Raw genomic sequence first — 26,210 nt, forward strand, 5'->3', positions numbered from 1 at the left:
TCGCCCGCATTCGCGGCCTTCGCCGGAAGTGGCGTCACTCCCGGCCGGCGGGGCGCTCCCGCTCGCGTTCGCGCTCGCGATCCCGTTCCCGATCGCGTTCACGCTCGCGCTCGGCCGCCACCGGCAGCGCCTCGTCCTCCGGTGGCGTCACCCGCCGCACCACCACGGTGCTGATCCGGTTGCGCCGGCCCGCCAGGCTCTCCGCGGTCAGCGACAGCCCCGCCACCTCGGCGTGGGAGCCCGCGATCGGCACCCGGCCGAGCGCGTGCGCGAGCAGCCCGCCCACGGTCTCGACGTCATCGACGTCGATCTCGGTGTCGAACAGCTCGCCCAGCTCGTCGACCGGCATGCGGGCGGTCACCCGCATGCCGCCGTCCTCCATGGGCTCGACCCTGGGCGCCTCCTGGTCGTACTCGTCGGTGATCTCGCCGACGATCTCCTCCAGGACGTCCTCGATCGTGACCAGGCCGGCCGTGCCGCCGTACTCGTCGATGACGATCGCGATGTGGATCTGGCGCGCCTGCATCTCCCGCATGAGCTGGTCGATGGGCTTGCTCTCGGGCACGTACGCGGCCGGCCGCATGATCGACTCGACCGTCTCCTTGCCCCCGCCCTCGCCCGACTCGTGGATCTTGCGGGCGATGTCCTTGAGGTAGGCGATGCCGATGACGTCGTCTTCGTTCTCGCCGACCACCGGGATGCGGGAGAAGCCGCTGCGCAGCGCCAGCGACAGCGCCTGGCTGATCGTCTTGGCCCGCTCGATGTAGACCATGTCCGTGCGGGGCACCATGACCTCGCGCACGAGCGTGTCGCCGAGCTCGAACACCGAGTGGATCATCTCGCGCTCGTCCGGCTCGATCACCTGGCGCTCCTCGGCCAGATCGACCAGGTCGCGCAGCTCGGCCTCTGAGGTGAACGGGCCGTCGCGGAAGCCCTTGCCGGGCGTCAGCGCGTTGCCCAGCAGGATGAGCAGCTTGGGCAGCGGGCCGAGTATGCGGGTCAGGCCGTAGACGATGGGCGCGCTGGCCAGCGCCACCGGCTCGGCGTGCTGGCGGCCCAGCGTGCGCGGCATCACGCCGACCACGACGTAGCTGATGACGATCATCACGGCGGCGGCCCAGAAGTAGGCCCAGCCCTGGTCGTCCAGCAGGTCGATGAAGAGCAGCGTCGCGATCACGGTCGCGCCCATCTCGCAGCACAGCCGCAGCAGCAGGAGCAGGTTGAGGTAGCGAGGCGGGTCGTTCACGATGTCCCGCAAGCGCGCGGCGCCGCGCCGCGACTCACGGACGTATTCGTCGGCACGCACCCGGGAGATGCGTGTCAGCGCCGTTTCCGCACTGGCGATCAGGCCACCGACGACGACGAGCGCGATGGCCGACAGCAACCAGGCGTTCACCGCGGCTTGCGCACCTCCTGCCACGACTCGAGGAGCCGGGACTGAAGGCCGAACATCTCCCTGTGCTCCTCCGGCTCGGCATGATCGTAACCGAGCAGGTGCAGGATGCCGTGGGTGCACAGCAGCTCGAGCTCGTCGGCCGTGCTGTGCCCGGCCTCCTCCGCCTGCCTGGCGGCCACCTGCGGGCAGAGCACGACGTCGCCGAGCAGCGCGGGGTCGGCGGGCCCTTCGGACTCGCCGCGCGCGCCGCCGCCGGGACGCAGCTCGTCCATCGGGAAGGCCAGCACGTCGGTCGGGCCCGGCTCGCCCATCCACTTCTCGTGGAGCTCCGCCATGGCGTCTTCGTCGACGACCACGATGGACAGCTCGGCCAGCGGGTTGATGCCCATCTCGCCGAGCACGTGGGTGGCCAGGGCGACGATGCTCTCCTCGTCGATGCCGACGCCCGACTCGTTGTTGATCTCGATGCTCACGGTCGCCGCTTCCCTCGCTGCTGAATCGCCTTGGGCTCCTGGGCCGCCTGCGAGGCGTCGTAGCGCCCGTAGGCGTCGACGATCTCGCTGACGAGCTTGTGGCGCACGACGTCGGTGCTGGTCAGCCGGGCGAAGTGGATGTCGGGGATGCCTTCGAGGATCTCCTGCACCACCCGCAGTCCGCTCACCGTGCCCGACGGGAGGTCGACCTGCGTGACGTCACCGGTGACCACGATCTTCGAGTTGAACCCGAGCCGGGTCAGGAACATCTTCATCTGCTCGGCCGAGGAGTTCTGGGCCTCGTCGAGGATGATGAAGGCGTCGTTGAGCGTGTTGTGGGTCAGCAGGAAGCCCTCGGTGACGTAGAGGGAGTCCTCGGCCGCCACCTGGATGCAGACGCACTCGGCCGTGCCGCTGGGCTCGATGCGCTCGATGCGGCGCTCGGGGCGGACGCCGCCGTGAGCGTGGTAGGCCGCCGCCTTGCCGGCCCGCCTGAAGGGCTCGACGCCCTCGGGCAGGTGGACGTCGAGGACGCCCGCCGTCCGCCGCGCCACGCCGCCGAGCGAGCGCACCAGGGTGACGACGTCGTCGCCGAGCCGCTCGGAGGCGGTGGTGAAGCGCAGGCCCTCGGCGGTGACCGTGCCGCCGGCGTCGAGCAGGCCCTGGAGCACCGCGAGCCTGATCTCCGCCGTGTTGCGGAGGTAGACCTCCGGCACGAACGTCGTCTCCGGCCCGAGTTCGGCCAGGCCGAGCTCGGCCGGCGGGTGCGCGAGCGTCGTGGTGCCGCCGGACCGCCCGGCCGCGACCGGCACGCCCAGGCTCTTGGACGCGGTGCCGCGGCCCTCGCCGAGCAGCAGGCCCAGCGCGTACGGGTCCATCGCGACGGCGCGCTCGGGGAAGCAGACCGGCGCGGTCAGCAGCGGCAGCTCCCACCTGCGCTCACCGGCGGGACCGAGGTCGCCTGCCAGCTCCTTGGTCTCCAGCACCCGCCAAGGCCCGCCGCGGCCGTCGCGGACGGTCCACAGGTGGTCTTCGCTGGCCAGGACCGAGGCGCCGTCCTGGCTGGACAGGCGGTAGATCTTCTTCTCACCCTGCGGGTAGACCCCCAGCACGGGCGTCGGCTCGCCATCGGACCCGACGACGAGATCGCCGACCTCCAGCTCGCCGATGGGGCGCCAGCCGTCGGGCGTCAGCACCTTGCTGCCGACCGGCTGGGCCCGCCCGCGCATGTAGGCGAGCGGCGCGACCTCGATGGTGCCCGCGGCCATCAGTTTGGGGATGGAGTCGGGGTCGACCATGTCGTGCAGCGCGTCGTAGAGCGGCCGCAGGTATGGGTCGATCTTCTCGTACAGGGTGCCGGGCAGGAAGCCCAGCCGCTCGCCCGCCTCGACCGCGGGACGGGTCAGGATGATGCGGTTGACCCGCTTCTCCTGCAGCGCGCGCACCGCCTTGGCCATCGCCAGGTACGTCTTGCCGGTGCCGGCGGGGCCGATGCCGAAGACGATGGTGTGCTTGTCGATGGCGTCGACGTAGCGCTTCTGGTTGACGGTCTTGGGACGGATGGTGCGGCCCCGCGACGACAGGATGTCGAGCGAGAGCACCTCTGCCGGCCTGTCGGAGGTCATGCGCAGCATGGCGATGCTGCGCTCGACCGCGTCGGGGCTCAGCTCCCCGCCGCTGCGCAGGACCTCGACGAGCTCCTCGAAGAGGCGTACGACGGTGCCGCTCTCGTCAGGGCTGCCGGTGACGGTGATCTCGTTACCGCGTACGTGGATGTCGGCCCGGAAGGCGCCTTCGATGACGCGCAACAGCTCATCGCCGGAGCCCAGGAGGCTGACCATCGGGTATTCGTCCGGTATCAGCACCTTCGCTTGAGTCCGCGAGGGAGGTGCTGTACGTCGGGATTCATGTAGTTCGGACATGGGCAGGCCAGCGGCCTGATGCCTCCCGGTCTCTTTCGGAGTTCTTCTCCGCCCATCGTATCCGGGGCCAGGCCGATTGCTCGCCCCGATATCGCAGCGTCCGGCCCTGTTCGATCGGAGTCCGATCGGAGTCCGATCGGATCCGATCGGGGCCGATCGGGGCCGGCCGCCTCCGGCCGTCAGCCCGGCGGCCAGGTCAGGTCGCGCCCGCCCAGCACGTGAGCGTGGACGTGGAAGACCGTCTGGCCCGCGCCGGGTCCGGTGTTGAAGACCACGCGGTAGCCGCGCTCGGCGACGCCGCGCATCACGGCCACCTCGTGCGCGGTCTTGAGCACCTCGTCAGCGAGCCCGTCGTCGGCCTGGGCGAGCGCCGCGGCGTTGGCGTGGTGCTCCTTCGGGATGACGAGCACGTGGGTCGGCGCCTGCGGGTTGATGTCCTGGAACGCCAGGGTCCTGCCGGTTTCGTAAACGATCTCGGCGGGAATCTCCTTGGCGACGATTTTGCAGAAGAGGCAATCGCTCACCCGATCAGCCTACCGAGGGCGCCGCCCCCGGCCGAGTCCGTTGCGAATCGGTAATCACCTGTGTCGTGCACAGGAAGATCAACAAGGTTAGGGTGAGTGTGCGAAACTACAGCAGAAAAGACGATTCAGGGTCGGGCGAGCGCCACCTGGCGAGGACACAGACTGGGTAATGCACCCTAAGGAACCGGGGAAACCTCCAGAACCGGAAGAGCGTAAACCCTCTGGGAAGGCCGCGCGTCCCACTGATGTGACCACCGAAACCCTTCTGGCCGACAGGTCGATGGGGGCGGTGCCGGTCGGGTGGGATGCCGACATGGCCGTGACGGCGCTGTACAGCGCTCATTTTCGGTCGTTGGTGCGTCTCGCTGTGTTGCTGGTGCGCGACATAGCAACAGCTGAGGAAGTCGTGCAGGATGCGTTCGTCGCCATCCATGGTGCCTGGCGCAGGCTGCGCGACCCCGACAAAGCACTTGCCTACCTGCGCCAGTCTGTCGTCAACCGGTCCCGGTCAGTGCTGCGCCACCGCGCGGTCGTCGAGAAGTATGCTCCGAAAGGTCTGCCTGACGCGCCGAGTGCCGAAAACGGCGCCATCGGGGAGCTGGAACGTTCTGCTGTGATCGAGGCGTTACGTGCCCTGCCCACCCGACAGAGAGAAGCACTGGTTCTACGCTACTACGGTGATCTGTCCGAAGCTGAGATCGCTCACGCCATGGGCATCAGCAAGGGGGCGGTCAAGAGCCACACGGCACGTGGCATGGCCGCCTTGCGATCGGTCCTGGAGAAGATGTCATGACCCAGCCCCCCGACGAGTACGGCGACCTGCTGCGCCGTGCGCTCCGCGCGGAGGCGGACGCGGTCGTGCCCTCGCCGGACGGACTGGAGATCATCCGTGCTCGCATCGAGCGGCGCAACGTACGAAGGCTGTTCTGGTGGCGAGCGGGGGCGGCCGCGGCCGGCGCGGTCCTGGTGGCCGGCACGATCGTGCTGGCCGTCCCCGGCCTGCGCTCCCAGATCATCGACCGGGCTCCCGTGCAGGTCGTGGACGATGAGACGACCAAGGTGCCGTCCAACTCCTCGACCACCCGCTCCATCGACCCGCCGGTCACCAGTGTCCTGCCCCGCCAGTCCCATCCGGTGGTGCTGCCGCCCGCCACGTCGGAGCCCGCGACCCCCAAGGTGACCCGCAAGGCCGACTCGACCAGCAGGCCGTCACCTACTCCCACGCCCACCCCCACCCCCTGTCCGTCGGCGCTCGCCGATGAAGCCGAGCCGCCGGCCGACTGCCCCACGCTCTCGCCGTCGCCCACGCCGACGCCGAGCCCCACGATGATCGAGACGTCCGCGCCGCCGTCGCCGTGCCCGCCCGAGGAGTGCCCTCCCGAGGACGTGATGACCGAGACGCCGCCCGTCGAGGCGTCCACGCCGCTGCAGGACACGCAGCCCACGCCCTGAACAGGCCCTGAAAAACAGGCCCTGAAAAACAGGCCCCGAAAAACAGGCACTGAAAGACGCCCTGAAGAGCGTCAGAGGCTCACCAGCGCCCCGTACGGCTGAACAGGACGGACGCCGCCGCCACCCCCGCCGTGGACGTGCGCAGGACCGTCGGGCCGAGCAGCACGGGCGCCGCCTTGGCCGCCGTGAACCTGGCCAGCTCCTCCTCCGAGACCCCGCCCTCGGGGCCGACCACCATGACGATGTCGCCCTCGGCGGGCAGCGCCACGCCCGACAGCGGCTCGGTGGCCTCCTCGTGCAGCACCAGGCCCAGCGCGGCCTCCGACAGCAACCGCTCGACCTGGGCGGTGGAGGCGAGGTCGGCCACCTCGGGCAGGTGGAAGCGGCGGGCCTGCTTGCCGGCCTCGCGCGCGGTGGAGCGCCAGCGGCCCAGTGCCTTGGCGACCTTATCGCCCTTCCACTGGGTGATGCTGCGCGCGGCCGCCCACGGCACGATCACGTCGACGCCGGCCTCGGTCATCATCTCCACGGCCAGCTCGCCTCTGTCGCCCTTGGGCAGGCCCTGGACGACCGTCAGCCGGAGCGCCGGCCGTTCGACGTCGTAGCGGCGCAGCACGTCGAGCCGGAGCCTGTCCTTCAGCGTCTCGCGTACGACGCACTCGGCCACCGCGCCCGCGCCGTCGGTGAGGTCGACGCGCTCACCGGGCCGCAGCCGGCGCACGGCGGCCGCGTGCCGCCCCTCGGGGCCCTCCAGCGTCAGCTCGGCCCCGTCGAGGCGCTCGCGCTCGCAGAGGAAGACCGGCGCCGTCACCGGCCGTTGAAGGCGTCACGCAGGCGGGAGAAAAAACCCTGCTGACCCGGTGCGAACTTGCCAGGCGGGCGCTCCTCACCTCGCAGCCTGGCCAGCTCGCGCAGCAACTCCTCCTGAGCGGAGTCGAGGCGGGTCGGCGTCTCGACGTTGACGTGGATGAGCAGGTCGCCCCTGCCGGACTCGTTGAGCCGCTGGACGCCCCTGCCGTACATGGTAATGACCTGGCCGGACTGCGTGCCTGGCCGGACGTCGACCTCTTCGGTGCCGTCGAGGGTGTCCACCGTCAGCACGGTGCCGAGCGCCGCGGCCGTCATCGGGATCTGCACGGTGCAGTGGAGGTCGTCACCGCGCCGTTCGAAGATCTCGTGGGGCCGCTCGGCGATCTCCAGGAACAGGTCTCCGGGCGGGCCGCCGCCGGGGCCGACCTCGCCCTCGCCGGCGAGCTGGATGTGGGTGCCGTCCTCGACGCCCGCGGGGATGCGGACCTTGATCGTACGGCGGGTGCGCACCCGGCCGTCGCCGGAGCACTCCTGGCAGGGGTGGCGGATGATGGTGCCGAAGCCGCCGCACTGCGGGCAGGGACGCGAGGTCATGACCTGGCCCAGGAAGGACCGCGTGACCTGGGAGATCTCGCCGCGCCCGCTGCACATGTCACAGGTGTCGGGGTGGGTGCCGGGTGCGGTGCCGGCCCCGTGGCAGACGTCGCAGAGCACGGCCGTGTCCACGGCGAGCTCGCGGGTCGTGCCGAAGGCCGTCTCGCGCAGGTCGAGCTCGACCCTGATCGTGGCGTTGCGGCCCCTGCGGGCACGCGAGCGCGGCCCCCTGGCACCGGTGGCGGTGCCGAAGAAGGCGTCCATGATGTCGCTGAACGGGAAGCCCGCTCCGAACCCGCCGGCACCGGCGCCCGCTCCCGCACCGCCGCCGCCGAAGGGGTCGCCACCCAGGTCGTACATCTGGCGCTTGTTCGGGTCGGACAGCACCTCGTAGGCCTGCGTGATCTCTTTGAACCGCTCCTGGGTGTCAGGATCGGGGTTCACGTCAGGGTGCAGCTCGCGAGCGAGCCGGCGGTACGCCTTTTTGATCTCGTCCTGACTTGCGTCACGGCGCACCCCGAGGGTGGCGTAGTAGTCGCTGTTTGCCACTTATCGACCTCTTATGATGCAGCCAGGATCTGGCTGACGTAGCGTGCCACCGCGCGTACGGCGCCCATCGTCACGGGGTAGTCCATCCTGGTCGGGCCCAGAACGCCGAGCCGGGCGAGTTGGTTGTCGCCAGAACCGTATCCGGTCGCGACGACGGATGTGCCCCGCAGGTAGGGGTTTTCCGATCCGATGCGCACGGTGAGCGCGGACGGGGTGTCTGAGGATGTCTCGCCGAGCAGCCGCATGAGGACGACCTGCTCCTCAAGCGCCTCCAGCACGTCGCGCAGACCGGTGGCGAAGTCGGCGCCGGCGAGGTTGGCCGCTCCGGCGAACACGACCTTCTCGTCGTGCCGTTCGACCAGCGTCTCGAGCAGCACGGAGAGGATCGTCGCCGCGGCGGGCCGGTCTTCGACGGGAAGCCTTTCCGGCAGGTCGGCGACCAGCTCGGGCACGGCGCTCAAGCCGCAGCCGTCGAGGCAGGCGTTGAGCACGGCGCGCAGGTTGGCGATGCGGTGGTCCTCCACCACTTCCGGCAGCTCCACCACCCGCTGCTCGACGCGGCCGGTGTTGGTGATGAGCACGAGCATGACCCGCCGCTCGGTCAGGGGAACGAGCTCGACGTGCCGGACCGTCGAGCGGGTGAGCGTCGGGTATTGGACGACCGCGACCTGCCGGGTGAGCTGCGCCAGCAGCCGGACCGTACGGGTGACCACGTCGTCGAGGTCGACGGCGCCCGCGAGGAACGTCTCGATGGCCCGCCGCTCGGCCGCCGACAGCGGCTTGACCTGCGAGAGCCGGTCGACGAACAGGCGGTAGCCCTTGTCCGTCGGCACGCGGCCCGCGCTGGTGTGTGGCTGGGTGATGTAGCCTTCCTCCTCCAGCGCGGCCATGTCGTTCCTGACCGTCGCCGGGGAGACCTTCAGATTGTGACGCTCGGCCAGCGCCTTGGAGCCCACCGGTTCGTTGGTGGACACGTAGTCTTCGACAATGGCCCGGAGCACCGCCAGCTTCCGATCGTCGAGCACGTGCTCACCTCCTGCCTCTGTCCCTTACAGGAACGTGGTGTCTAGCACTCTGTGTTCCCGAGTGCCAAGTGTACGGCTCTCGGTCACAAGGTGCGATAACACCGCGTCCCAACTGCTTCTGGCTTCCTGCGAGCAGCAGGCCTCACACTTGCCCTCATGACCGACGATTCCCGGCCCCCGACGTACGGCCCGCCGCCCGGCCACGGACCGGCACCGTACGGACAGCCGCCGTGGCAGCCTCCGCAGGAACCACCCCAACACGGCCGGCAGCCCGTACCTCCACAGGGCCCACCGCCGTACGGTGGCCCGGGTCAGTTCGGCCCGCCATCTCAGTACGGACAATACGGCCAACAGACCCAATTTCCACCACGAATCGACTCCAAAGCCATAAAGCCCAGCCTGTGGTGGATCGCGGCCGCCTGGGGGGTGTTCCTGGCCTGCGCGGCGGCCGGGATCGTGCTGTTCGCGAACGGTATGGGCGCCGCCTCTGACCTGGTGCCCAAACAGACGTTCGCGTCCGGCGAAAAGATCACGGTGACGGTGGACCCGGCCGACAAGCCCGGCGTCTACCTCGCGAGCGACACCCAGGTCACCTATGACTGCTCCATCAGCGGGGACGCCAAGCTGGCCAAGACCCCCGACCGGCGGATGATCGAGGCGGGAGACGCGGTCTGGGAGCAGTTCCTCGTGATCAACGCCCCGGCCAAGGGCGACTACGAGCTGACCTGCGTCAACGAGGAGAAGGCCACCGTTCGCTACGGCGTCGGCCGCGACTCCTACTCCGTCGCGACCGGTCTCGCCGACGGCATGATCACCATCATCGCCGTCTCGGGCGCCGGGCTGCTCGCCGCCGTCGCAGGCACGATCGTCGTCCTCGTCCGCCGCAGCGGCGCCCGCAAGCGCCTTGCGGTCAGCGGGTGATTTGCTACGGTCCCCCCTGTGTACGAGGGCGATGTTCTGGCGGGAAACTGGCGGCGGCCGGGCAAGGGGAAGATCCCCAAGGTGCCCGCCGAGCGGGACCTCGTCGTGGAGGACGCCGACAGCGGCTTCTGCGGCGCCGTGGTGGCGTGCGACAAGGAGGCCGTCACCCTTGAAGACCGGTTCGGCAACCGCCGGCTCTTCCCGCTCGCGCCCGCCGCGTTCCTGCTCGAGGGCAAGCCCGTCACGCTGATACGCCCTGCCGCGCCCGCCCCCGCGGGCCCCAGGCGCAGCGCGTCGGGCTCCATCGCCGTCGAGGGCCTGCGGGCGCGAGTGGCCCGGCAGAGCCGCATCTACGTCGAGGGCGTCCACGACGCCGCGCTCGTCGAGAAGATCTGGGGCCACGACCTGCGGGTCGAAGGCGTGGTCGTCGAATACCTCGAAGGCATCGACCACCTGCCCGCCATCGTCGAAGAGTTCCGCCCCGAGCCGGGGCGGCGGCTCGGCGTGCTCGTCGACCACCTGGTGCCCGGCTCCAAGGAGAGCCGGATCGCCGCCGAGATCACCTCCCCCGATGTGCTCGTGGTCGGCCACCCGTTCGTCGACATCTGGCAGGCGGTCAAACCGTCCGTGCTGCGCATCCCGGCCTGGCCGGAGGTGCCGCGCGGCGTGCCGTGGAAGGAGGGTGTCATCGCCGCGCTGGGCTGGCGCATGGAGCCCGCGGAGGCGTGGCGGCGCATCCTCGGCGCCGTCTCGACGTACACGGACCTGGAGCCGGCGCTGCTCGGCCGGGTCGAGGAGCTGATCGACTTCGTTACGGAGGCACCATGAGCCAAGACCCCCATGCCGGCCAGGACCCGCCCCGACCTTCCCCCGACGACGACGCGACCCGCAAGGTGAGCGCGGCGGACGCCGACGCCACCCGCAAGTTCTCCCCCGCCGACATGCCGCCGCCCGCGCCGGGCTCTGGCCCGCAGCCGGGCCCGCCGCCGTACGGACAGCAGCCCGACTCCGCACCCGGCTACGGCGCACCATCCGATTCCGCACCCGGCTACGGCCCGCCATCCGACTCCCCACCCGGCTACGGCACGCAGCCCGGTTCGACGCCCGGCTCGGCCCCTGGTTACGGCGCGCAACCCGGCTCCGCACCCGGCTACGGCGCACAGCCCGGTTCAACCCCCGGATACGGGCAGCAACCCCCCTCCTACGGCGGGCAGATCCCCTACGGGCAATTGCCCGGCTCGGCGCCCCAGTACCAGCAGCAGCCGCCCACCGACTACGGGCAGCCCGGTTACGGCCAGCCCGATTACGGCCGGCAGGGCCCCTACGGCGCGCCCGGCGGCTACGGCCAGCCAGGCGGCCACCCCGGCGGTTACGGCCGTCCCGGATACCCGCCGCCCCCGCCCGGGTACGGATACGCCCAGCCGCCCGGCCAGCCGTACATCCCCGGTCGCTTCGGCCCCCGCCCTGGCTCCGACGACAACAGCATGGCGATGCTCAGCCACCTGCTGGGCCTGCTGGTCTCCTGGATCGGCCCGCTCATCATCTACCTGGTGCGCAAGGACCAGTCCCCCTACGTCAGGGACCACGCGGCCGGTGCGCTGAACTTCGAGCTCACGATGTTCATCGGCTACATCGCATCGACGTTCCTGATGTTCTTCTTCATCGGCTTCCTGACGCTGCCGGCGATCTACGTGGTGTCGCTGATCTTCCACATCCAGGCGGCGGTGGCGGCCAACAAGGGCAAGCACTACCGCTACCCGATCGCCATCCCCTTCGTCACCTGAACCAGCCGTCACCTGAACCAGCAGATCCCTGACCGGGGCATCGGTCTACGCCAGGAGATCCCCCGGCCAGGGCGTCGATTCAGACCAGGAGATCGATCCTGATCAGGGGCGTCGGCCTGGACCAGCCGGCTCAGGGCAGGCCCCCTGACCGAGCCGTCGGCCTGGACCAGCCGGACTGCGTCAGATCGGTCGGTCAGTCGGCGGCGTCAGGCCACTCGAATCAGACCGGCGAGACCAGTCGGTTAGGACCAGCCGGCTCAGACCAGGAGATCCCTGACCAAGGCATCGGCCAGCAGCCTGCCCTGGAGGGTCAGCACCATGCGGCCCGCCTTGAACGGCTCGGGCTCCAGCAGCCCCCTGGCGAGCGCGCTCGCCACCGCGGGCCGCGCGGCGGGCGCGACCTCGGCCAGCGGGTAGCCGGACGACAGCCGTAGCTCCAGCATGAGGCGTTCGGCGGCGCGGTCGTCGGGCCCGAGCACCTCGCGGGCGTGGGCGGGCGAGGTGCCGGCGGCCAGCCGCTGGGCGTAGGCGGCGGGGTGCTTGACGTTCCACCAGCGGGTGCCGCCGACGTGGCTGTGCGCTCCCGGGCCGGCGGCCCACCAGTCGCCGCCGGTCCAGTAGAGCAGGTTGTGGCGGCAGCGGGCGTCCTGCGACGCCGCCCAGTTGGACACCTCGTACCACTCGAACCCGGCCTGCGACAGCAGCTCGTCGGCGATCAGGTAGCGGTCGGCGGCCACGTCGTCGTCGGGCATCGGCAGCTCGCCGCGCCGGATGCGCGCCGCCAGGCGGGTGCCCTCCTCGACGATCAGCGAGTACGCCGACACGTGGTCGGGACCCGCCTCGATCGCCGCGCTCAGCGACGCCCGCCAGTCGTCGTCGGACTCGCCCGGTGTGCTGTAGATCAGGTCGAGGTTGACGTGCTCGAACCCTGCTTCCCTGGCCTCCCGTACTGCCGCGGCCGCTCTGCCGGGCGTGTGGCGGCGGTCGAGCACCTGCAGGACGTGCTCTCGTACGCTCTGCATGCCGAAGCTGACGCGGTTGAACCCGCCGTGGCGCAGCTTCTCCAGCGACGACGGATCCACCGACTCGGGGTTGGCCTCGGTGGTGACCTCGGCGTCCGGCCGCAGCCCGAACTCCGAGCCGATCGCGGCGAGAATGCGCGCCAGGTCCTCAGGGGGCAGCAGCGTGGGGGTGCCGCCGCCGAAGAACACCGTCTCCACCGGCAGGTCCGTCTCGCCCAGGACGCGCCGCGCCAGCCGGATCTCCTCGATCACCGTGTCGGCGTAGTCGCGCTGCGAGGCCCCGGGGCCCAGCTCGGCGGCGGTGTAGGTGTTGAAGTCGCAGTAGCCGCAGCGGGTCAGGCAGAACGGCACGTGCACGTAGAAGCCGAACGGCCGCTCGCCGAGGCCTTGCAGGGCACTGTCGGGCAATTCGCCGGAGGCGGGCGCGGGATCACCGTCAGGCAGGATGGATGGCACCCCTCCAGTGTGCCCGCCCCTCACAGTGCTCCGCCCCACCCAAGCCCGCCCGGTGCCAGCCCGCAGCAGCCGCGCCCGCCGGGTGGTCACGCCGCGCGAGGGCCGCCCCACCCGCACCCGCCGGTGCTAGCGCCGTTGAGAGCCGCCCCGCCAGGACACGAGCCGCGCCACCGTCCCGCCCCCGCAAGAGCCGCCCTACCGGTGCTCACGCTGGGCAGGAGCCACTCCCGCCCGCACACAAGCCGCACCACCGTCCCCGCGCCCCGCAGGAGGAGCCCCACCGCGTCAGAGCCGCGCACCGCACCAGGCCCGATCCTTACGCCCCTCGCCACGCGGGAGCCGCGCCCGCCGTGCTCGCACCCACGCCGCGCAGGAGTTGCCGCCGCCGTGGCAGCACGCGCCACACCCACCACCCGCTCGTCCCCGCGCCTCACGCGCAAGAGTCGATTGCCCGGATCCGCCACAGGTATCGACGCCTTTCCCACCAGCGAGACACACAAGCAAGCCAGCCCTCGCCGAGGCGGCGACGAGGGTCGTTGACGTCGGCGAGGGGCCGCTCTACGATCGCGTTCAACTTATAGGAAAGTTTCCTATTTGTAGGCGTCCGGGAGCGGCCCCGTGAAGAAGAAGATCCTCATCGCAGTGTCACTCTTACTCGGCCTCACGCTGATCTCCGTACCGGCAGAGGCCCGCGCCGCCGGGTTCAACCGGGTCGCGTACTTCATCCAATGGGGCGTCTACGGGCGCGACTACCACGTCAAAGACGTGCACACCACCGGGGCCGCCGCCAAGCTCACCCACCTCAACTACGCGTTCGGTTTCGTGAGCGCCGACGCCACCTGCTACTCCTCCGACCCGTGGGCCGACTGGCAGCGCCCCGTACCGGCCGAGCAGAGCGTCGACGGCGTCGCCGACGAGCCCGGACAGGCGCTCAACGGCAACCTCAACCAGCTCCGCAAGCTCAAGGCCAAGCACCCCCACCTCAAGGTGATGATCTCGCTGGGCGGCTGGACCGGCTCTGCGTCCTTCTCCGACGCCGTCCTCACCCCCGAGCGGCGCTCCGCACTCGCCCGTTCCTGCATCGACATGTGGCTGCGCGGCAACCTGCCCGGCCTCGAGCCCGGCGCGGCCGCCGGCATCTTCGACGGCATCGACCTCGACTGGGAATGGCCGGGCTCGGCCGGCGCCGAAGGCAACGTGGTCAGGCCCGAGGACAAGCGCAACTTCACGCTGTTCGTGGCCGAGCTGCGCCGCCAGCTCACCGCGTTCGACCGTAAGGCGCAGCTCACCGCGTTCCTCCCGGCCGCCGCCGCCAAGATCGACGCGGGCTTCGAGGTACGCGAGGTCTTCAAGCACCTCGACTTTGCCACCCTCCAGGGCTACGACCTACACGGCACCTGGGAGCAGCAGACCGCGCACCACGCCAACCTGTTCACCGACCGCCGCGACCCGAGCCCGGTCAAGTACAGCGTGGACCAGACCGTACGCGACTACCTCACCCGCGGCGCGCCCGCCCGCAAGCTCGTGGTGGGCGTCCCCGCGTACGGGCAGGGCTGGACCGGGGTCCCCGCCCGCGGCAAGGGCCTCTACCAGCCCGCCACCGGCGCCGCCCCCGGCAGGTGGGCCGACGGTGTCGAGGACTATAAGGATCTGGTGAACAAGCCCGGCAAGCGCCACCGCGACCTGGGCACCGGCGCGCTGTGGCTGTACGACGGCAACGAGTTCTGGTCGTACGACGACCCGGCCGTGATGCTGCAGAAGGCGGCCTACATCCGGCTGAAGGGGCTCGGCGGGGCGATGCTGTGGTCGATCGACCAGGACGACGCCCGCGCCTCGCTCACCTCGGCCCTCTACACCGTGCTCCGCTGACCGCCCCGGCCGTCACGGGTGCGGGCTGTCCAGGTCGAACGCCACATCGGCGAGCCGGATCGTCCGCACCCGCGGGTCCTTGAGCAGTTCGCGCAGATTGCGGACTGAGCTGAGGCCGTCCACGTAAGCGTGGGCGAGCCCGGCTCGCGCCGCCTCGCGCAACCGCTTGAGGCTCAGGTCGAACGAGCGCAGGTTGGCGTCGTCGTGGTCGCGCAGCAGGCCGACCCGGCTACGGAACCGTGAGCAGCCGGCGCTGCTGTTCGGGCAGCCGCTCCAGCGCGTCGCGCACGTCCATCGCCGCGACGTGCAGCGGGGGCACGCCCAGCTCGTCGGGGCTGGGAAGCTCCAGCTCGCGGCGGTTCCTCCGTACGTGGTCGAGCAGGACATTACGGGCGATTGTGAGCAACCACGCGGCCGCGTTCCCGCCGCGCCAGCCGAGCAGCGCCCTGGTCGCCTTGACGAACGTCTCCTGCGCCAGCTCTTCGGCGAGATGCGGGTCGCGGGTCCTGCGCAGTAGAAACCCGCACACGAGCGGCCAGTGCTCGCGGTAGAGCTCCTCGATGATGTCGCCCTCCGAACGGTTTCGATGGTCATGTCACATACAGACGCCATCGACCCCGCAATGGTCACACCCTCCCAAAAGCCAATCCCCAGCACCCCTGCTCGCCAACTGCCCCTGCCCGGCCTAAGAGGCCACACCCCTCCCTCCGCCTTCGAACGGCCGCTCCCTGAAAAGACGCCGCGCCCCACCCTCGATCGACCACCACCCCGGCAAAGACGACGCGCCCTACCCCGAAGGACCGCTATTCCGGACCAAGATGGGGGCACCCCGCCCGCCCCAACGTCCCGCTCCGGCCGAAAGGCGTCCCCCACCCGACCCAACCGTCCACGTTCCGGACTGAGAAGTGGCTCCCCACCGAGCCCGACAGCCCCACTTCAGACACCTCCACCCGGCCGAACCCCGGCTGGTCGGGGAGACACGTCAAGCGGAGCGAAGCACCCCGCACCCACGGAGCACCCCGCACCCAGGAGCGCCACGCCCGGGCTGGGAGCACCGCGCCCTCAGCCCCACCGGCACCGGCACCAGCACCAGCACCAGTCCGCACCATCGTGGACGGCCCCGGCGTGCACGGCCGGGGGCTACGGACGCCGTGGTGGGCGCGGCCCACGGGACGCCACGCCAGCGGGCGCGACTCCCGAGACGCGCTCCTGACAGGTGCGGTGCAGTCCCGGGAGGCGACGTCGGGCGAGCGCAGCCCACCAGGTCCAGCCTCTCGCAGCCACCTCCACCCCGACACCAGCCACCACCACCCACCCCACCGTCCGCCGACCAGCCACTCACCAGCCGCCGACCGCCACCACCGACCGCCGACCAACCACTCACCAGCCGCCAACCGCCACCACCGACCGCCGACCAACCACTCACCAGCCGCCAACCGCCACCACCGACCGCCAACCGCCAAACCTGCCCACAAGAGAGCCCGCCCCGAGCCGGAAGTCCGACCTCGGACCGGAAGCCCGACACCGGACAGGAAGCCCGACCTCGGGCCGGACACCGGACAAAGCCGACACCGGCGAGCCGGACAGAAAGCCGACACCGGCGACACCGAACAGGGAGCCCGACACCGGCGACACCGAGCAGGAAGCCCGACACTGAACCGACACATCAGGATCGTCAGGAAGACCAGGAACGTCGGGAACATCTCCACCCCCGGGTGGAGATGCACGAACCTCAACCCGCAGGTCGATCCGCGTCGCCGACCCCGTCCCTACCGTCACGTGACATGAATTCCGCTGTCACACCCCTGCTGATCGTCCTCGTCCTCGCCTACGCCATCTACCGCCAGTTCAAGACCCGCCCAGCCGACCGCTCGGCCGTCCTCTACATCTCGCTCGCCCTGATCGTGTTCGGCCTCGTCTCGGGCGGCGTCCTCGACTCCGACTACCTCGGCCCCAGCGTCTTCATGCTCGCCATCGAAGTGGTGACCGCCGTAGGGCTCGGGGTCCTGCGCGCGATGACCGTACGCATCTGGGCCGACGCCAAGGGAGTCGCCTGGTCGAAGGGCACCGGCTGGACCCTGCTGGCCTGGCTGGCCTCGATCGCGGTACGCGTGGCCGAGCAGTTCGCCGGCAGCGCCATGGGCCTGACCGTCGCAGCCGGCGGCATCATGGTCTTCGTCGGCCTGACCCTGGCCACGCAGTCGCTGGTGGTGTCGTCTCGGGGACGTGCGCTTTTCGGTTCCGGTACCGGGTCCTATACCGTCGAACGGTGATGCACGTTTCGCCCAGACCCTCCCCCCGCATCCTGCGGCTGGTCGCGATCGTGCTGGTCAGCGCGGCCCAGGCCCGGACCGCGCTCACCGCAGGCCCGCCGGGCATCATCTTGGGCTGCGCCCTGGTGCTCGCCCTCGCCCTGGCCCTGCTCCCCTTCAGAGTCGCCGGCCGGAGCTCGGCGGACACGCCCCTCCCGACGGTCGCCCTCGCCGTCGCCACGGTCATCGCCGCCGTCCTGCACGACATGATCCCGAACGGCGCCGCCGCCCTCGTCGTGCTCGCCTGCGTCGTGGCCGCCACCAGCCGCCTGCCTCTCCAGAAGTCGCTGGTGATCGCCCTGACGGCGATCGTCGCCCTGCTCGTGACGGGCGCGATCACCGGTGACGTCTCGAAGAACCTGACCCTCGCGTTCAGCACCAGCCTGGTCTTCCTGATCACGTACGCCGCCGGGCAGCGCAAGGCCATCAGGCAGGCCGAGGCCAGGGAAGCCGTGCTCGCCGAGCGGGCCAGGATCGCCAGGGAACTCCACGACATCCTCGCCCACTCCCTGTCCGCCCAGCTCGTCCACCTGGAGGGCGCCAAGCTGCTGCTGCGTGCCGAACGTACCGAGGAGGCGCTCGACCGCGTCGTACGCGCCCGCGACCTCGCCAAGTCGGGCCTGGAGGAGGCCAGGCGCGCGGTGGCCGCCCTGCGCGAGGACCCGCCGGAGCTGCCCACCGCCCTGCGGCGGCTCAAGGAGGAGTTCGAGAGCACCACCCACCTGTCCTGCACGCTGCGCATCTCCGGCCCCGAACGCCGCCTCACCCCGGAGGCCGAGCTGGCCCTGACCCGCACCGCGCAGGAAGCCCTCACGAACATCCGCCGCCACGCCCCCGGCGCCCCCGCCACCATCGACCTCACCTTCTCCCCCACCTGGTGCGACCTCCGCATCACCAACCCACCCCCAACCGTCACCCCACCCGAGCGCCCATCGCCAGACCACGCCACTAGCCGGCACTCCTCGCTAGACACCGCACCCGAGCACCAGGCCGCTCGGCAACACCCTCTGCTAGACGCCTCCCCTGAGCGCCCCTCACCGGACACCACCACCCAGCACCCCTCTCCGAACGCCGCATCCGAGCACCCTTCACCGAGCAGCCCCTCCCCCCAGCGCTACTCACCGATCGTGGCCCCAGCCGAGGGCCAATCACCGGACGGCTCCTCAGCGAGGCGCCGCACGCTCAGCGAACCGGCGGAAGCGGCGGAAGCGGCGGAAGCGGCGGCCGAGCATCGGTCGCTGGGCGGCGGTCACGGCCTCATCGGCATGCGTGAACGCGCCGAACTCCTCGGCGGCACCCTCACGGCAGGCGCCGACGACCAAGGATTCACGGTCCACCTCAGGGTTCCGGCATGACCGCACCGACCATCCCTCCCGCCCCTGCCTTGGCACGTGACGCTGACCCCACTCCAGCCAGCGAAGGACGGGGCGTTTGCTCGGCTGCGATGGTTTGGGAGGTGGCCGGATGACCAGGGTGGTCGTCGCCGATGACCAGGCCGTGGTGCGGGAGGGGCTGGTGCTGCTGCTCGGCCTGCTGCCCGGCATCGAGGTGGTCGGCGCGGCGGGCGACGGCGAGGCGGCTCTACGGCTGGTCGAGTCGGAACGGCCGGACGTGGTCCTCATGGATCTGCGCATGCCTCGCATGGACGGCGTGGAGGCAACTCGCCGGATCCGTGCCGCCCATCCCGGCACGCAGGTCGTGGTGCTGACCACGTACTCGGATGACGAGTCGGTCTTCGCCGCACTCCGGGCAGGCGCGCGTGGCTTCCTCACCAAAGACGCCGAGGCCGAGGACATCGCCAAGGCCATCGCCACCGTCATGCGCGGCGACGCCCAGCTCGACCCCACCGTGCAGCGCCGTCTTCTGGACACCATGTCCCAGCCCACCTCATCGCTGTCCACTACGCCTTCTTCCATCGCGTCTCCTCCTGCCGGTTCCTCCCCCGCCGCACCACCGACTCCTGACACCCTTCCTGCCGGCGCGTCGCTTTCCGACGGCTCTGGTCCTGATGTGCTTCCTCCTGGCGTCGCCTCTTCCGACACGTCGGGTCCAGGCGTGGGCCCCGACGAGCCCGTGTCGAACGTGCGTCGCCCGGACATGCGCCGCTGGGACGTGCACGGTTCGGGGGCGCGCCCTGCCGACCCGCACGCCTCACATGCGCGCCCGGCGGAAGCGGGCCCGGCAGATGCGGGCCCGGCAGATGCGGGCTCGGCAGGCGCGGGCTCAGCGGGCACGGGTCCGACGGGCTTCGGGGTCCACCCGTCACCCGCGCCCTCTTCGGGGACGGGCCTTTCAGACGCGCAGATTGCAGGGATACGCCCTCCCGGCCCAGATGTACCGGTCTCTAACTCGGATGCACGGCTCGCCAGCGCGGACGGACGGCCCTCCGACGCGCCTCCGGCCCAGCACCGGCAGCGTTCCGCCGGACGACGGGCCCGGCGGAGCGACGTCTCCCTACCCGACGGCCTGACGCCACGCGAGGGCGAGGTGCTGATGCTCATCGCCGAGGGGCTGTCGAACGCCGAGATCGCCGCCCGGCTCTTCATCACGGAAGCCACCGTGAAGACGCACATCAACAACCTGTTCGCCAAGGCGAGGCTGAGGGATCGCGCCCAGGCAGTCACGTACGCCTACCGCCACAGCCTCGTCACCCCTGGCTGAGGCCCCCTTGCTGCCGCTCGCCGAGCTTCTCGCCGGACCCGCCGTTGAGCTGGGACTCCTCGTCGAACCCGGCGAGCTGTAAGAGGGTCTCAAGGGCCGCCTGCCGGGTCTCCTCGACCGAGCCGCCACGCTCGCCGAAACACTCGGCCGCCACGTCGAGCAACATCGCCACCACCGCCGCATCCGGATAGGGGACATCGACCAGCACAGTGCCGTCGGCCGCCTCTTCGGCCTCACCCACGTGGCGCCTCAGCAGCCGTCGAGTCTCCTCAGCCACGGCAACCCCTAGAACGGCTGCACGCTCGAAACGCTCAGAAGCAATCACGTCACCCTCCAGTCGCACAGGTGTTCGGAGAATGAAAGGTAGACGACGCCACCGACAAAATCGGCCCTGCAGCGGGCACCCAAACAACCGGCGCGGCCGGGTGATCGGGCGGGCAGCCGCACCACCTCACGCCGTCCGGCAACCAAGCAATCGGTACGGCGAAGCAATCGGTATGGCCGAGCAGGCGAGCCGACTTACGGCGCCCACGACGGCGGGACCGTACGCTGGGAGCTCGGCCCGGGCACCGGCCACGGCGCGCGCCTGGTCTTCAGCCACGCGGCCAGACCGGCGCCCGCCCAGGCATCCGGCTGCGCACGGCCGGGCGAGGCCCCTCGCGTGCGGGACAACCGAGCACCAGGCGTGGCCGGGCGGTCAAGCGCCTCACATCGTCCAGCGACCACGCCGCCTCGCTCCGCTCAGCAACGGGCCCAGCGACCAGCAGGACTCGGCGCGGCCGGGCAGCCAAACCGCCTCACATCGATCTGGCCGCCAAGCCATCTCGCGCCGTCAGACGACCACACCGCCTCGCTCCGCTCGGCAACAGGCCGGACGATCAGCAGGCCCCACCGCCGGTCGCACAGCTCTCGTGTCCGCCTCTCTCCAGGCGACACGGGCCGACACGCGATCACATCGCCGACCGGTTAGCCTCGAACCGTGTCAGACCCCCTCATCAGCGTCGATTCCCTCACGGTCGAGCTCGGGGGCAACCCCGTACTGCGTGACCTGTCCTTCACCGTCGCGCCGGGTGAGATCGTGGCGGTGGTGGGGCCGAACGGTTCCGGCAAGTCCACTCTGCTGCGCTGCCTGGCCGGGTTGCAGCCTGCCACCGCCGGTGAGGTACGCGTGTTCGGGGAGGCCCCGGCCGACGATGCACGCTTCTGGGGCCGCGTGGCGCTGTTGAGCGATGAGCCCGCCTGGTATCCGGGGCTCACCGCGCGCGAGCACCTGGAGCTGATGGGCGCCGTGCACACTGCCGCACGCATGACCGTGGACGCGGCGCTGGAGACGTTCGCGCTGGTGGAGCGGGCGGACGCCGCCCCGCTGAACCTTTCGACCGGCCAGCGTCAGCGCCTCGCCCTGGCCGCCGCGCTGCTCAGACCGAGCTCGTTGCTGCTTCTCGACGAGCCGGAACGCGGCCTCGACGCTCAGTTCCGCGCCGCTCTGGCCGACCTGCTCGACGAGTACGCCGCCGAAGGCGGCACCGTGGTCCTGGCCACCCACGACCAGGATCTGGCCGACCACGGCCGTCGCATCCTCCCATCGGGCATCCCCGCATGACCGGCCGCAAGCGCCGCGTTCTCCCGTCGAGCGTCCGCGGCATGACCGGACACGACCGCGTTCCTGCATCGGACGTCCACGCATGACCGGCCCCATCACAGCCACATGTCTCCGCCACCCCGCATCACCTGCGATCTCCTGCCTTCCCGCATCGGCGTCTCGGCCGTCCGCCAACGCACGGGCATCTCGATGAGCCTTCCGACGTGCACGGCAGCCCTCGGGTACCGTCCTGGCGCGGGCAGCTCGGCAGGCCGTCCCCACGGCGTCAGTTCACGACACGGCGAAGGCCGGCTCCACGGCGTCGGTTCACGACACGGCGAAGGCCGGCTCCACGGCGTCGGTTCACGACACGGCGAAGGCCGTCCCACGCCACAACAACGGGGCCGGAGCGTGCCCGTTCCCGCAGCCGTTCCACCTGACGTCCACCCCGCCGCCACCCCACCGAGGACCATCCGATGACCGAGATCGGTGTACGGGCCGTCCGGGCGTATCTGCGCTCCCGCGGCCCCGCGCCCGCCAGCCTGCTCGACCGTTACGTCTCCGGGTTCTGCCTGCTCATGGCCATCGTGGTCCTGGGGCAGCCGCTGGCGGGGGTGCTCGCGGGGCTGGCCGAGCCGGTCGATCCCGACCGCATGGGAGCGGGGGTGGCGCTGCTCACGCTCGCCCTGTGCGGGTTCCTGGCGGGTGCGCGCGCGGCGGGGCCGGTGGCGATGTCGGCCCCTGACGCGTCCTGGCTGCTGCTCTCCCCGCTGAGCCGGCGGCATCTGCTCGCCCGTCCGGTCAGGACGCTGGGCTTGGTGGTGCTGGCGGCGGGTCTGCTGTTCGGGGTGGGGCTGGCAGCGGTGCTGGGCGCGCCCGATCAGCTCGTGTGGCGGGTGCTCGCCGCGCTGGTGCTGGGCGTGGCGGCGACCGTGGGCGGTACGGCGCTGGCGGTGCTCGGCCAGGCCGACCAGCCGGAGCGGTTCGGGCAGGCGGCGGTACAGCCGGGACGGCTTGGGCAGACGGCTCGGTCGTGGCGGCTCGGGCAGGTGCAGGCGTGGCAGCTGTGGCTGACCGGGGTGATGGCCGCGCTGCTGGTGCTGGCAGTGGTGGCGGTGACAGGTCAGTTGCGTACGGTGCTCACCACGGTCGCGCACGCACCCCTTGCGGCGCTGGCCGCCGCCGCGGCCGGGGCGGTCGTGGGGGCGGGGCTACTGGCCCGGCACGCGTGGCGTTCGCTCGACCGCATCCCCGCCCGTACGCTCCTGGCCGCCTCCACCCGCGCCGGGCACGTCGCGAACGCCACCACGTCGCTCGACCCGAGCACGCTCACCTGGATCGCCGAGGACAACCACTGGCGGGCCAGGAAGCTCACCTCCCGCCGCTGGCCCGTGCTGCCGGCGCCGCTCGCGCTCGCCTGGCAGGACTGGCGGCGGCTGGCACGCAGGCCGGGACGGCTCGCGCTGATCGCGGGTACGGCGGTGCCGCCCGCGATCCTGGGTCAGGCGGGCGCTCCTGTGGCGGTGCTCGCGATCGCGGTGCTGATGGGCGGTCTCGCCGTGGCCGCGACCGCCACTTCGGGTGCCCGGCGGGACGCCGACAACCCGGCTCTGGCCAGGCTCATCGGAACGCCGTTCCGCGCGACGCTGGCCGCCCGCGCAGTGCTGCCCGCCCTGCTGAGCGGCGTCTGGACGGCGTTGGCCCTGCTGCTGATGAGCCTGCAGGCGGCGAGCGTCCCGGCGGCGGCCGATGCCGCAGCCGTCTTCGCGGGTGACACAGCCGTCGCCACAGGTGACTCGACCGTCTTCGCAGGTGACACAGCCGTCTTCGCGGGCGACTCGGCCGTCTTCTCGGGTGACGCGGCCGTCTTCGCCGGAGATGCGGTCGGCGTCGCTCTGAGCGGATCCTCGGGCGCGCTCCTAGGCGAAGGCGTGGGCGCCGCAGCGGGTCAGGCCTTGCCGGTCGGTACGGCGTGGTTGTTCGGGCCGCTGGTCGGGCCCGCCCTGGCCGCCGGGGCGCTGCGGATGGCCAGGCGTGAGCCGGTCGATCACACGATGCCGGTCATCGAGACGCCGGGCGGCGCTATCCCCACCGGGCCGCTGAAGTGGGCGGCGACGGGGCCGGATCTGGCCCTGGCCGGCAGCCTGCCCGCCCTGGTCGCGCTGACCTCCCCAGGCGTTCCTCTGGCCACCTGCCTCGCCGTCCAGGCCGTCTGGGGCGCGGTGGTGCTGGCGGCCTACGTCCGGCGCACCCGGTCCCGATGAGCGCCGTCACACATCAAGCGGTGCGGAAATCGGTCAGGCCACGTACAGGTCGCTGGGCACGCCGCCGTACGGGATCGTGCGCTCCCTGCGCATCCCGGCCCGCTCGGCGACCCTGCGGGACGGTTCGTTGATGTCGCGGATGACCGCGACCACCGTCCCCAGTCCCTTGCCCACGTCGAGGGCGGCGCGGACGAGTTCGAGTGCGTAGCCGTGCCCCCACGCGGACGGGCGGAAGCGGTAGTAGAGGTTGAGCACGTGCCGGTCGTCCACCACGGCGTGGCGCAGCCCGCCGAAGCCGAGTACGTGCTGCGAGTCGTGGGGCCGGGCGGCCCAGTAGCCGAGGCCGCGCTCGTCCCAGTCGTCGAGCCACAGGCCGAGCATGGCACGGCTGGACTCGATGTCGGTGATGGGGCCGCTGGGGTGGTAGACGCTGGTGCGCGGGTCGGAGTGGATCTCGTGTACGGCGTCCAGGTCGTCAGCCGTCACCCGGGAAAGGACCATACGCGCCGTCTGCACCACTTCCATGCATTCAGGGTATTTCGCCGGGCTCGGCGGGCGGCACGAACCCCGACAAAGGGCGCCGAGGCCTAGCGAGGCGCCCCAGACCCCGGGCGAAGGGCTCAGGAGCCCAGCAAAGCGCCCCAGACCCCGGCAAAGGGCTCAGGAGCCCAGCAAAGAGCGTCACAGCCCCGACAAAAGGCGACCGAGCCCCGGCGAGTCCCCTACTTCTTGGGCTTGTCGGCGCTGGAGTCGGTGGACAGCGCGGCGACGAAGGCCTCCTGAGGCACCTCGACCCGGCCGACCATCTTCATCCGCTTCTTGCCTTCCTTCTGCTTCTCCAGCAGCTTCCGCTTACGCGAGATGTCACCGCCGTAGCACTTGGCGAGAACGTCCTTGCGGATGGCCCTGATGTTCTCGCGCGCGATGACCCGTGCCCCGATGGCCGCCTGGATGGGCACCTCGAACTGCTGCCGGGGAATCAGCTCGCGGAGCTTCTTGGCCATGTCGACGCCGTACGCGTACGCCTTGTCCTTGTGGACGATGGCGCTGAAGGCGTCGACCGCCTCGCCCTGCAGCAGGATGTCGACCTTGACCAGGTCGGCCTCCTGCTCGCCCGCCGGCTCGTAGTCGAGCGAGGCGTAGCCGCGGGTGCGCGACTTGAGCTGATCGAAGAAGTCGAAGATGATCTCGCCGAGCGGCAGCGTGTAGCGGATCTCGACGCGGTCTTCGGACAGGTAGTCCATGCCGAGGAGCTGGCCGCGCCGCCCCTGGCAGATCTCCATGATCGCGCCGATGAACTCGGCCGGCGCGAGGATCGTGGACTTGGTGACCGGCTCGAAGACCTGCGCGATCTTCCCGCCCGAGGGGAACTCGGAGGGGTTGGTGACCGTGAACTCCTTGCCGTCCTCCATCACCACGCGGTAGATGACGTTGGGCGCGGTGGAGATCAGCGACAGGCCGAACTCGCGCTCCAGCCGTTCGCGCACGATCTCCATGTGCAGCAGCCCGAGGAAGCCGACGCGGAAGCCGAAGCCGAGCGCCGCCGACGTCTCCGGCTCGTAGATCAGCGCGGCGTCGTTGAGCTGAAGCTTGTCGAGCGCCTCGCGCAGCTCCGGGTATTCGTCGCCGTCGATCGGATAGAGGCCGGAGAACACCATCGGCTTGGGGTGCTCGTAGCCGGCCAGCATCTCGTCGGCGGGCCGCGCGGCCGAGGTCACGGTGTCGCCGACCCGCGACTGGCGGACGTCCTTCACGCCGGTGATGAGGTAGCCCACCTCGCCCACGCCGAGCCCGAGCTCGGCGGGCTGGGGCTCGGGCGAGATGACGCCGATCTCCAGCGTCTCGTGGGTGGCGTTGGTGGACATCATGAGGATGCGCTCGCGCTTGCTCAGATGGCCGTCGACGACCCTGACGTACGTCACCACACCCCGGTAGGTGTCGTAGACGGAGTCGAAGATGAGCGCCCTGGCCGCCGCGTCGGCGTCGCCGACGGGTGCGGGCACCGCCTCCACCACGTGGTCGAGCAGCTCGCGCACGCCCTCGCCGGTCTTGCCCGACACCTTGAGCACGTCGGAGGGGTCGCACCCGATGAGGCCGGCCAGTTCTTCGGCGAACTTCTCCGGCTGCGCCGCGGGCAGGTCGATCTTGTTGAGGACCGGGATGATGTGCAGGTCGGCGTTCATGGCCAGGTAGAGGTTGGCCAGCGTCTGCGCCTCGATGCCCTGGGCGGCGTCGACCAGCAGGATCGCGCCCTCGCACGCCTGCAGCGACCGCGAGACCTCGTAGGTGAAGTCGACGTGGCCGGGCGTGTCGATCATGTTGAGCACGTGGCCGTTCCACGGCAGCCGCACGGCCTGCGACTTGATCGTGATGCCGCGTTCGCGCTCGATGTCCATCCTGTCGAGGTATTGGGCCCGCATCGTGCGGTCGTCGACCACGCCGGTGATCTGCAGCATCCGGTCGGCAAGGGTCGACTTGCCGTGGTCGATATGCGCGATGATGCAGAAGTTGCGAATCAACGCGGGGTCGGTCTGGCCAGGCTGAGTGCGCACCGAAGTCCGTTTCGACAGGGTTGAGGTCAAGCAGTCTTCCAT

General features: G+C 70.8%; 22 protein-coding genes and 5 pseudogenes. 12 read left to right on the plus strand and 15 right to left on the minus strand.

Translation table 11 applies throughout. The annotated features are described in order from the left end of the window. Window positions 1–34: 34 nt before the first annotated feature. The 6 genes and pseudogenes from AB0K67_RS12035 to AB0K67_RS12060 form a co-directional block, all read right to left on the minus strand. Window positions 35–1,396 carry a hemolysin family protein gene (locus AB0K67_RS12035; RefSeq protein ID WP_364057015.1) on the minus strand — a complete coding sequence of 454 codons (1,362 nt, stop codon included), beginning with the start codon at window positions 1,394–1,396 and terminating at the stop codon, window positions 35–37. After that, on the minus strand, window positions 1,393–1,869 hold the full coding sequence (gene ybeY, locus AB0K67_RS12040; protein ID WP_364057018.1) for an rRNA maturation RNase YbeY: 477 nt from the start codon (window positions 1,867–1,869) through the stop codon (window positions 1,393–1,395). Before ybeY ends, AB0K67_RS12035 begins: the two co-directional genes overlap by 4 nt. Continuing rightward, window positions 1,866–2,201 (minus strand): annotated as a pseudogene (locus AB0K67_RS12045) (PhoH family protein); the annotation flags it as partial. The pseudogene AB0K67_RS12045 and the gene ybeY, both read right to left, overlap by 4 nt. A 222-nt stretch (window positions 2,202–2,423) precedes the next feature. Beyond that, window positions 2,424–3,098: pseudogene (locus tag AB0K67_RS12050) on the minus strand (phosphate starvation-inducible protein PhoH); the annotation flags it as partial. Then, window positions 3,087–3,791: pseudogene (locus tag AB0K67_RS12055) on the minus strand (PhoH family protein); the annotation flags it as partial. The pseudogenes AB0K67_RS12050 and AB0K67_RS12055, both read right to left, overlap by 12 nt. A 179-nt stretch (window positions 3,792–3,970) precedes the next feature. Beyond that, a complete protein-coding gene (locus AB0K67_RS12060; RefSeq protein ID WP_364057021.1) occupies window positions 3,971–4,315 on the minus strand; it encodes a histidine triad nucleotide-binding protein in 345 nt (114 codons plus the stop codon). Between the two features lie 280 nt (window positions 4,316–4,595). Between AB0K67_RS12060 and AB0K67_RS12065 the strand changes: the two genes are divergently transcribed. Beyond that, window positions 4,596–5,108: a SigE family RNA polymerase sigma factor gene (locus AB0K67_RS12065; RefSeq protein WP_080047132.1), complete on the plus strand. Its 513-nt coding sequence runs from the start codon at window positions 4,596–4,598 to the stop codon at window positions 5,106–5,108. After that, window positions 5,105–5,767 carry a hypothetical protein gene (locus AB0K67_RS12070; protein WP_364057024.1) on the plus strand — a complete coding sequence of 221 codons (663 nt, stop codon included), beginning with the start codon at window positions 5,105–5,107 and terminating at the stop codon, window positions 5,765–5,767. The genes AB0K67_RS12065 and AB0K67_RS12070 overlap by 4 nt, the downstream gene beginning before the upstream one ends. A 79-nt stretch (window positions 5,768–5,846) precedes the next feature. Here the strand turns inward: AB0K67_RS12070 and AB0K67_RS12075 are convergent, their stop codons facing one another. From AB0K67_RS12075 to hrcA, 3 genes are read right to left on the minus strand one after another with little or no spacing between them, the layout of a single operon-like run. Then, window positions 5,847–6,578 carry a 16S rRNA (uracil(1498)-N(3))-methyltransferase gene (locus AB0K67_RS12075; RefSeq protein ID WP_364057027.1) on the minus strand — a complete coding sequence of 244 codons (732 nt, stop codon included), beginning with the start codon at window positions 6,576–6,578 and terminating at the stop codon, window positions 5,847–5,849. Continuing rightward, complete coding sequence (gene dnaJ, locus AB0K67_RS12080) at window positions 6,575–7,720, minus strand: molecular chaperone DnaJ (RefSeq protein ID WP_364057030.1); 1,146 nt, start codon at window positions 7,718–7,720, stop codon at window positions 6,575–6,577. The genes AB0K67_RS12075 and dnaJ overlap by 4 nt, the downstream gene beginning before the upstream one ends. An 11-nt stretch (window positions 7,721–7,731) precedes the next feature. After that, the gene (gene hrcA / locus AB0K67_RS12085) at window positions 7,732–8,745 is read right to left on the minus strand and encodes a heat-inducible transcriptional repressor HrcA (protein WP_364057033.1); all 1,014 of its coding nucleotides are present in this window, start codon (window positions 8,743–8,745) and stop codon (window positions 7,732–7,734) included. Between the two features lie 426 nt (window positions 8,746–9,171). Between hrcA and AB0K67_RS12090 the strand changes: the two genes are divergently transcribed. The 3 genes from AB0K67_RS12090 to AB0K67_RS12100 are packed head-to-tail and all read left to right on the plus strand — an operon-like array spanning window position 9,172 to window position 11,450. Then, on the plus strand, window positions 9,172–9,666 hold the full coding sequence (locus AB0K67_RS12090; protein WP_364057036.1) for a hypothetical protein: 495 nt from the start codon (window positions 9,172–9,174) through the stop codon (window positions 9,664–9,666). Between the two features lie 18 nt (window positions 9,667–9,684). Then, a complete protein-coding gene (locus tag AB0K67_RS12095) occupies window positions 9,685–10,494 on the plus strand; it encodes a DUF3097 domain-containing protein (RefSeq protein WP_364057039.1) in 810 nt (269 codons plus the stop codon). After that, the gene (locus tag AB0K67_RS12100; RefSeq protein WP_364057042.1) at window positions 10,491–11,450 is read left to right on the plus strand and encodes a DUF4870 domain-containing protein; all 960 of its coding nucleotides are present in this window, start codon (window positions 10,491–10,493) and stop codon (window positions 11,448–11,450) included. The genes AB0K67_RS12095 and AB0K67_RS12100 overlap by 4 nt, the downstream gene beginning before the upstream one ends. A gap of 257 nt (window positions 11,451–11,707) precedes the next feature. Here AB0K67_RS12100 and hemW read toward each other — a convergent pair whose 3' ends face one another. Then, complete coding sequence (gene hemW, locus AB0K67_RS12105; protein ID WP_364057045.1) at window positions 11,708–12,928, minus strand: radical SAM family heme chaperone HemW; 1,221 nt, start codon at window positions 12,926–12,928, stop codon at window positions 11,708–11,710. A 618-nt stretch (window positions 12,929–13,546) separates the two neighbouring features. Between hemW and AB0K67_RS12110 the strand changes: the two genes are divergently transcribed. Beyond that, window positions 13,547–14,797 (plus strand): glycoside hydrolase family 18 protein, encoded by a 1,251-nt coding sequence (locus tag AB0K67_RS12110; RefSeq protein WP_364057048.1) that lies wholly within the window; start codon window positions 13,547–13,549, stop codon window positions 14,795–14,797. A 12-nt stretch (window positions 14,798–14,809) separates the two neighbouring features. Here the strand turns inward: AB0K67_RS12110 and AB0K67_RS12115 are convergent, their stop codons facing one another. Then, window positions 14,810–14,959, minus strand: coding sequence for a hypothetical protein (locus AB0K67_RS12115; RefSeq protein ID WP_364057051.1), 150 nt, complete (start codon window positions 14,957–14,959; stop codon window positions 14,810–14,812). Between the two features lie 67 nt (window positions 14,960–15,026). Beyond that, window positions 15,027–15,362: a sigma-70 family RNA polymerase sigma factor gene (locus AB0K67_RS12120; protein WP_364057555.1), complete on the minus strand. Its 336-nt coding sequence runs from the start codon at window positions 15,360–15,362 to the stop codon at window positions 15,027–15,029. 1,219 nt (window positions 15,363–16,581) lie between these two features. Here AB0K67_RS12120 and AB0K67_RS12125 point away from each other — a divergent pair. From AB0K67_RS12125 to AB0K67_RS12140, 4 genes and pseudogenes are all read left to right on the plus strand, one after another. After that, the gene (locus tag AB0K67_RS12125; RefSeq protein ID WP_364057054.1) at window positions 16,582–17,070 is read left to right on the plus strand and encodes a hypothetical protein; all 489 of its coding nucleotides are present in this window, start codon (window positions 16,582–16,584) and stop codon (window positions 17,068–17,070) included. Further along, a complete protein-coding gene (locus tag AB0K67_RS12130) occupies window positions 17,070–18,464 on the plus strand; it encodes a histidine kinase (protein ID WP_364057558.1) in 1,395 nt (464 codons plus the stop codon). Before AB0K67_RS12125 ends, AB0K67_RS12130 begins: the two co-directional genes overlap by 1 nt. 109 nt (window positions 18,465–18,573) lie before the next feature. Continuing rightward, a pseudogene (locus AB0K67_RS12135) lies at window positions 18,574–18,906 on the plus strand (response regulator transcription factor); the annotation flags it as partial. 657 nt (window positions 18,907–19,563) lie between these two features. Next, window positions 19,564–19,770, plus strand: a pseudogene (locus AB0K67_RS12140) (response regulator transcription factor); the annotation flags it as partial. Here the strand turns inward: AB0K67_RS12140 and AB0K67_RS12145 are convergent. Further along, window positions 19,757–20,047: a hypothetical protein gene (locus AB0K67_RS12145; protein ID WP_364057057.1), complete on the minus strand. Its 291-nt coding sequence runs from the start codon at window positions 20,045–20,047 to the stop codon at window positions 19,757–19,759. The pseudogene AB0K67_RS12140 and the gene AB0K67_RS12145 overlap by 14 nt on opposite strands. Before the next feature lie 702 nt (window positions 20,048–20,749). Between AB0K67_RS12145 and ccmA the strand changes: the two genes are divergently transcribed. Together ccmA and AB0K67_RS12155 are read left to right on the plus strand one after the other, a co-directional pair. Next, a complete protein-coding gene (ccmA, locus tag AB0K67_RS12150; protein ID WP_364057060.1) occupies window positions 20,750–21,373 on the plus strand; it encodes a heme ABC exporter ATP-binding protein CcmA in 624 nt (207 codons plus the stop codon). Between the two features lie 455 nt (window positions 21,374–21,828). Beyond that, a complete protein-coding gene (locus AB0K67_RS12155) occupies window positions 21,829–23,616 on the plus strand; it encodes a DUF6297 family protein (RefSeq protein ID WP_364057063.1) in 1,788 nt (595 codons plus the stop codon). Between the two features lie 33 nt (window positions 23,617–23,649). On the opposite strand, the gene AB0K67_RS12160 is transcribed toward AB0K67_RS12155, so the two are convergent. Together AB0K67_RS12160 and lepA are read right to left on the minus strand one after the other, a co-directional pair. Continuing rightward, entirely contained in the window at window positions 23,650–24,141 is a 492-nt protein-coding gene (locus AB0K67_RS12160; RefSeq protein WP_364057066.1) for a GNAT family N-acetyltransferase, read from the minus strand. 197 nt (window positions 24,142–24,338) lie between these two features. Then, window positions 24,339–26,168 carry a translation elongation factor 4 gene (gene lepA, locus AB0K67_RS12165; protein ID WP_364057069.1) on the minus strand — a complete coding sequence of 610 codons (1,830 nt, stop codon included), beginning with the start codon at window positions 26,166–26,168 and terminating at the stop codon, window positions 24,339–24,341. Between the last annotated feature and the right edge of the window lie 42 nt (window positions 26,169–26,210).

It is taken from the genome of Nonomuraea sp. NPDC052634, from assembly GCF_040678535.1.
Classification (GTDB): Bacteria; Actinomycetota; Actinomycetes; order Streptosporangiales; family Streptosporangiaceae; genus Nonomuraea; species Nonomuraea fastidiosa.

Bases quoted from the DNA above. Each gene is read 5' to 3' on its own strand.
- AB0K67_RS12065 (WP_080047132.1), top strand. From the start codon at position 4,596: ATGGGGGCGGTGCCGGTCGGGTGGGATGCCGACATGGCCGTGACGGCG.
- AB0K67_RS12100 (WP_364057042.1), top strand. From the start codon at position 10,491: ATGAGCCAAGACCCCCATGCCGGCCAGGACCCGCCCCGACCTTCCCCC.
- AB0K67_RS12125 (WP_364057054.1), top strand. From the start codon at position 16,582: ATGAATTCCGCTGTCACACCCCTGCTGATCGTCCTCGTCCTCGCCTAC.
- AB0K67_RS12155 (WP_364057063.1), top strand. From the start codon at position 21,829: ATGACCGAGATCGGTGTACGGGCCGTCCGGGCGTATCTGCGCTCCCGC.
- AB0K67_RS12160 (WP_364057066.1), bottom strand. From the start codon at position 24,141: ATGGAAGTGGTGCAGACGGCGCGTATGGTCCTTTCCCGGGTGACGGCT.
- AB0K67_RS12070 (WP_364057024.1), top strand. From the start codon at position 5,105: ATGACCCAGCCCCCCGACGAGTACGGCGACCTGCTGCGCCGTGCGCTC.
- AB0K67_RS12130 (WP_364057558.1), top strand. From the start codon at position 17,070: ATGCACGTTTCGCCCAGACCCTCCCCCCGCATCCTGCGGCTGGTCGCG.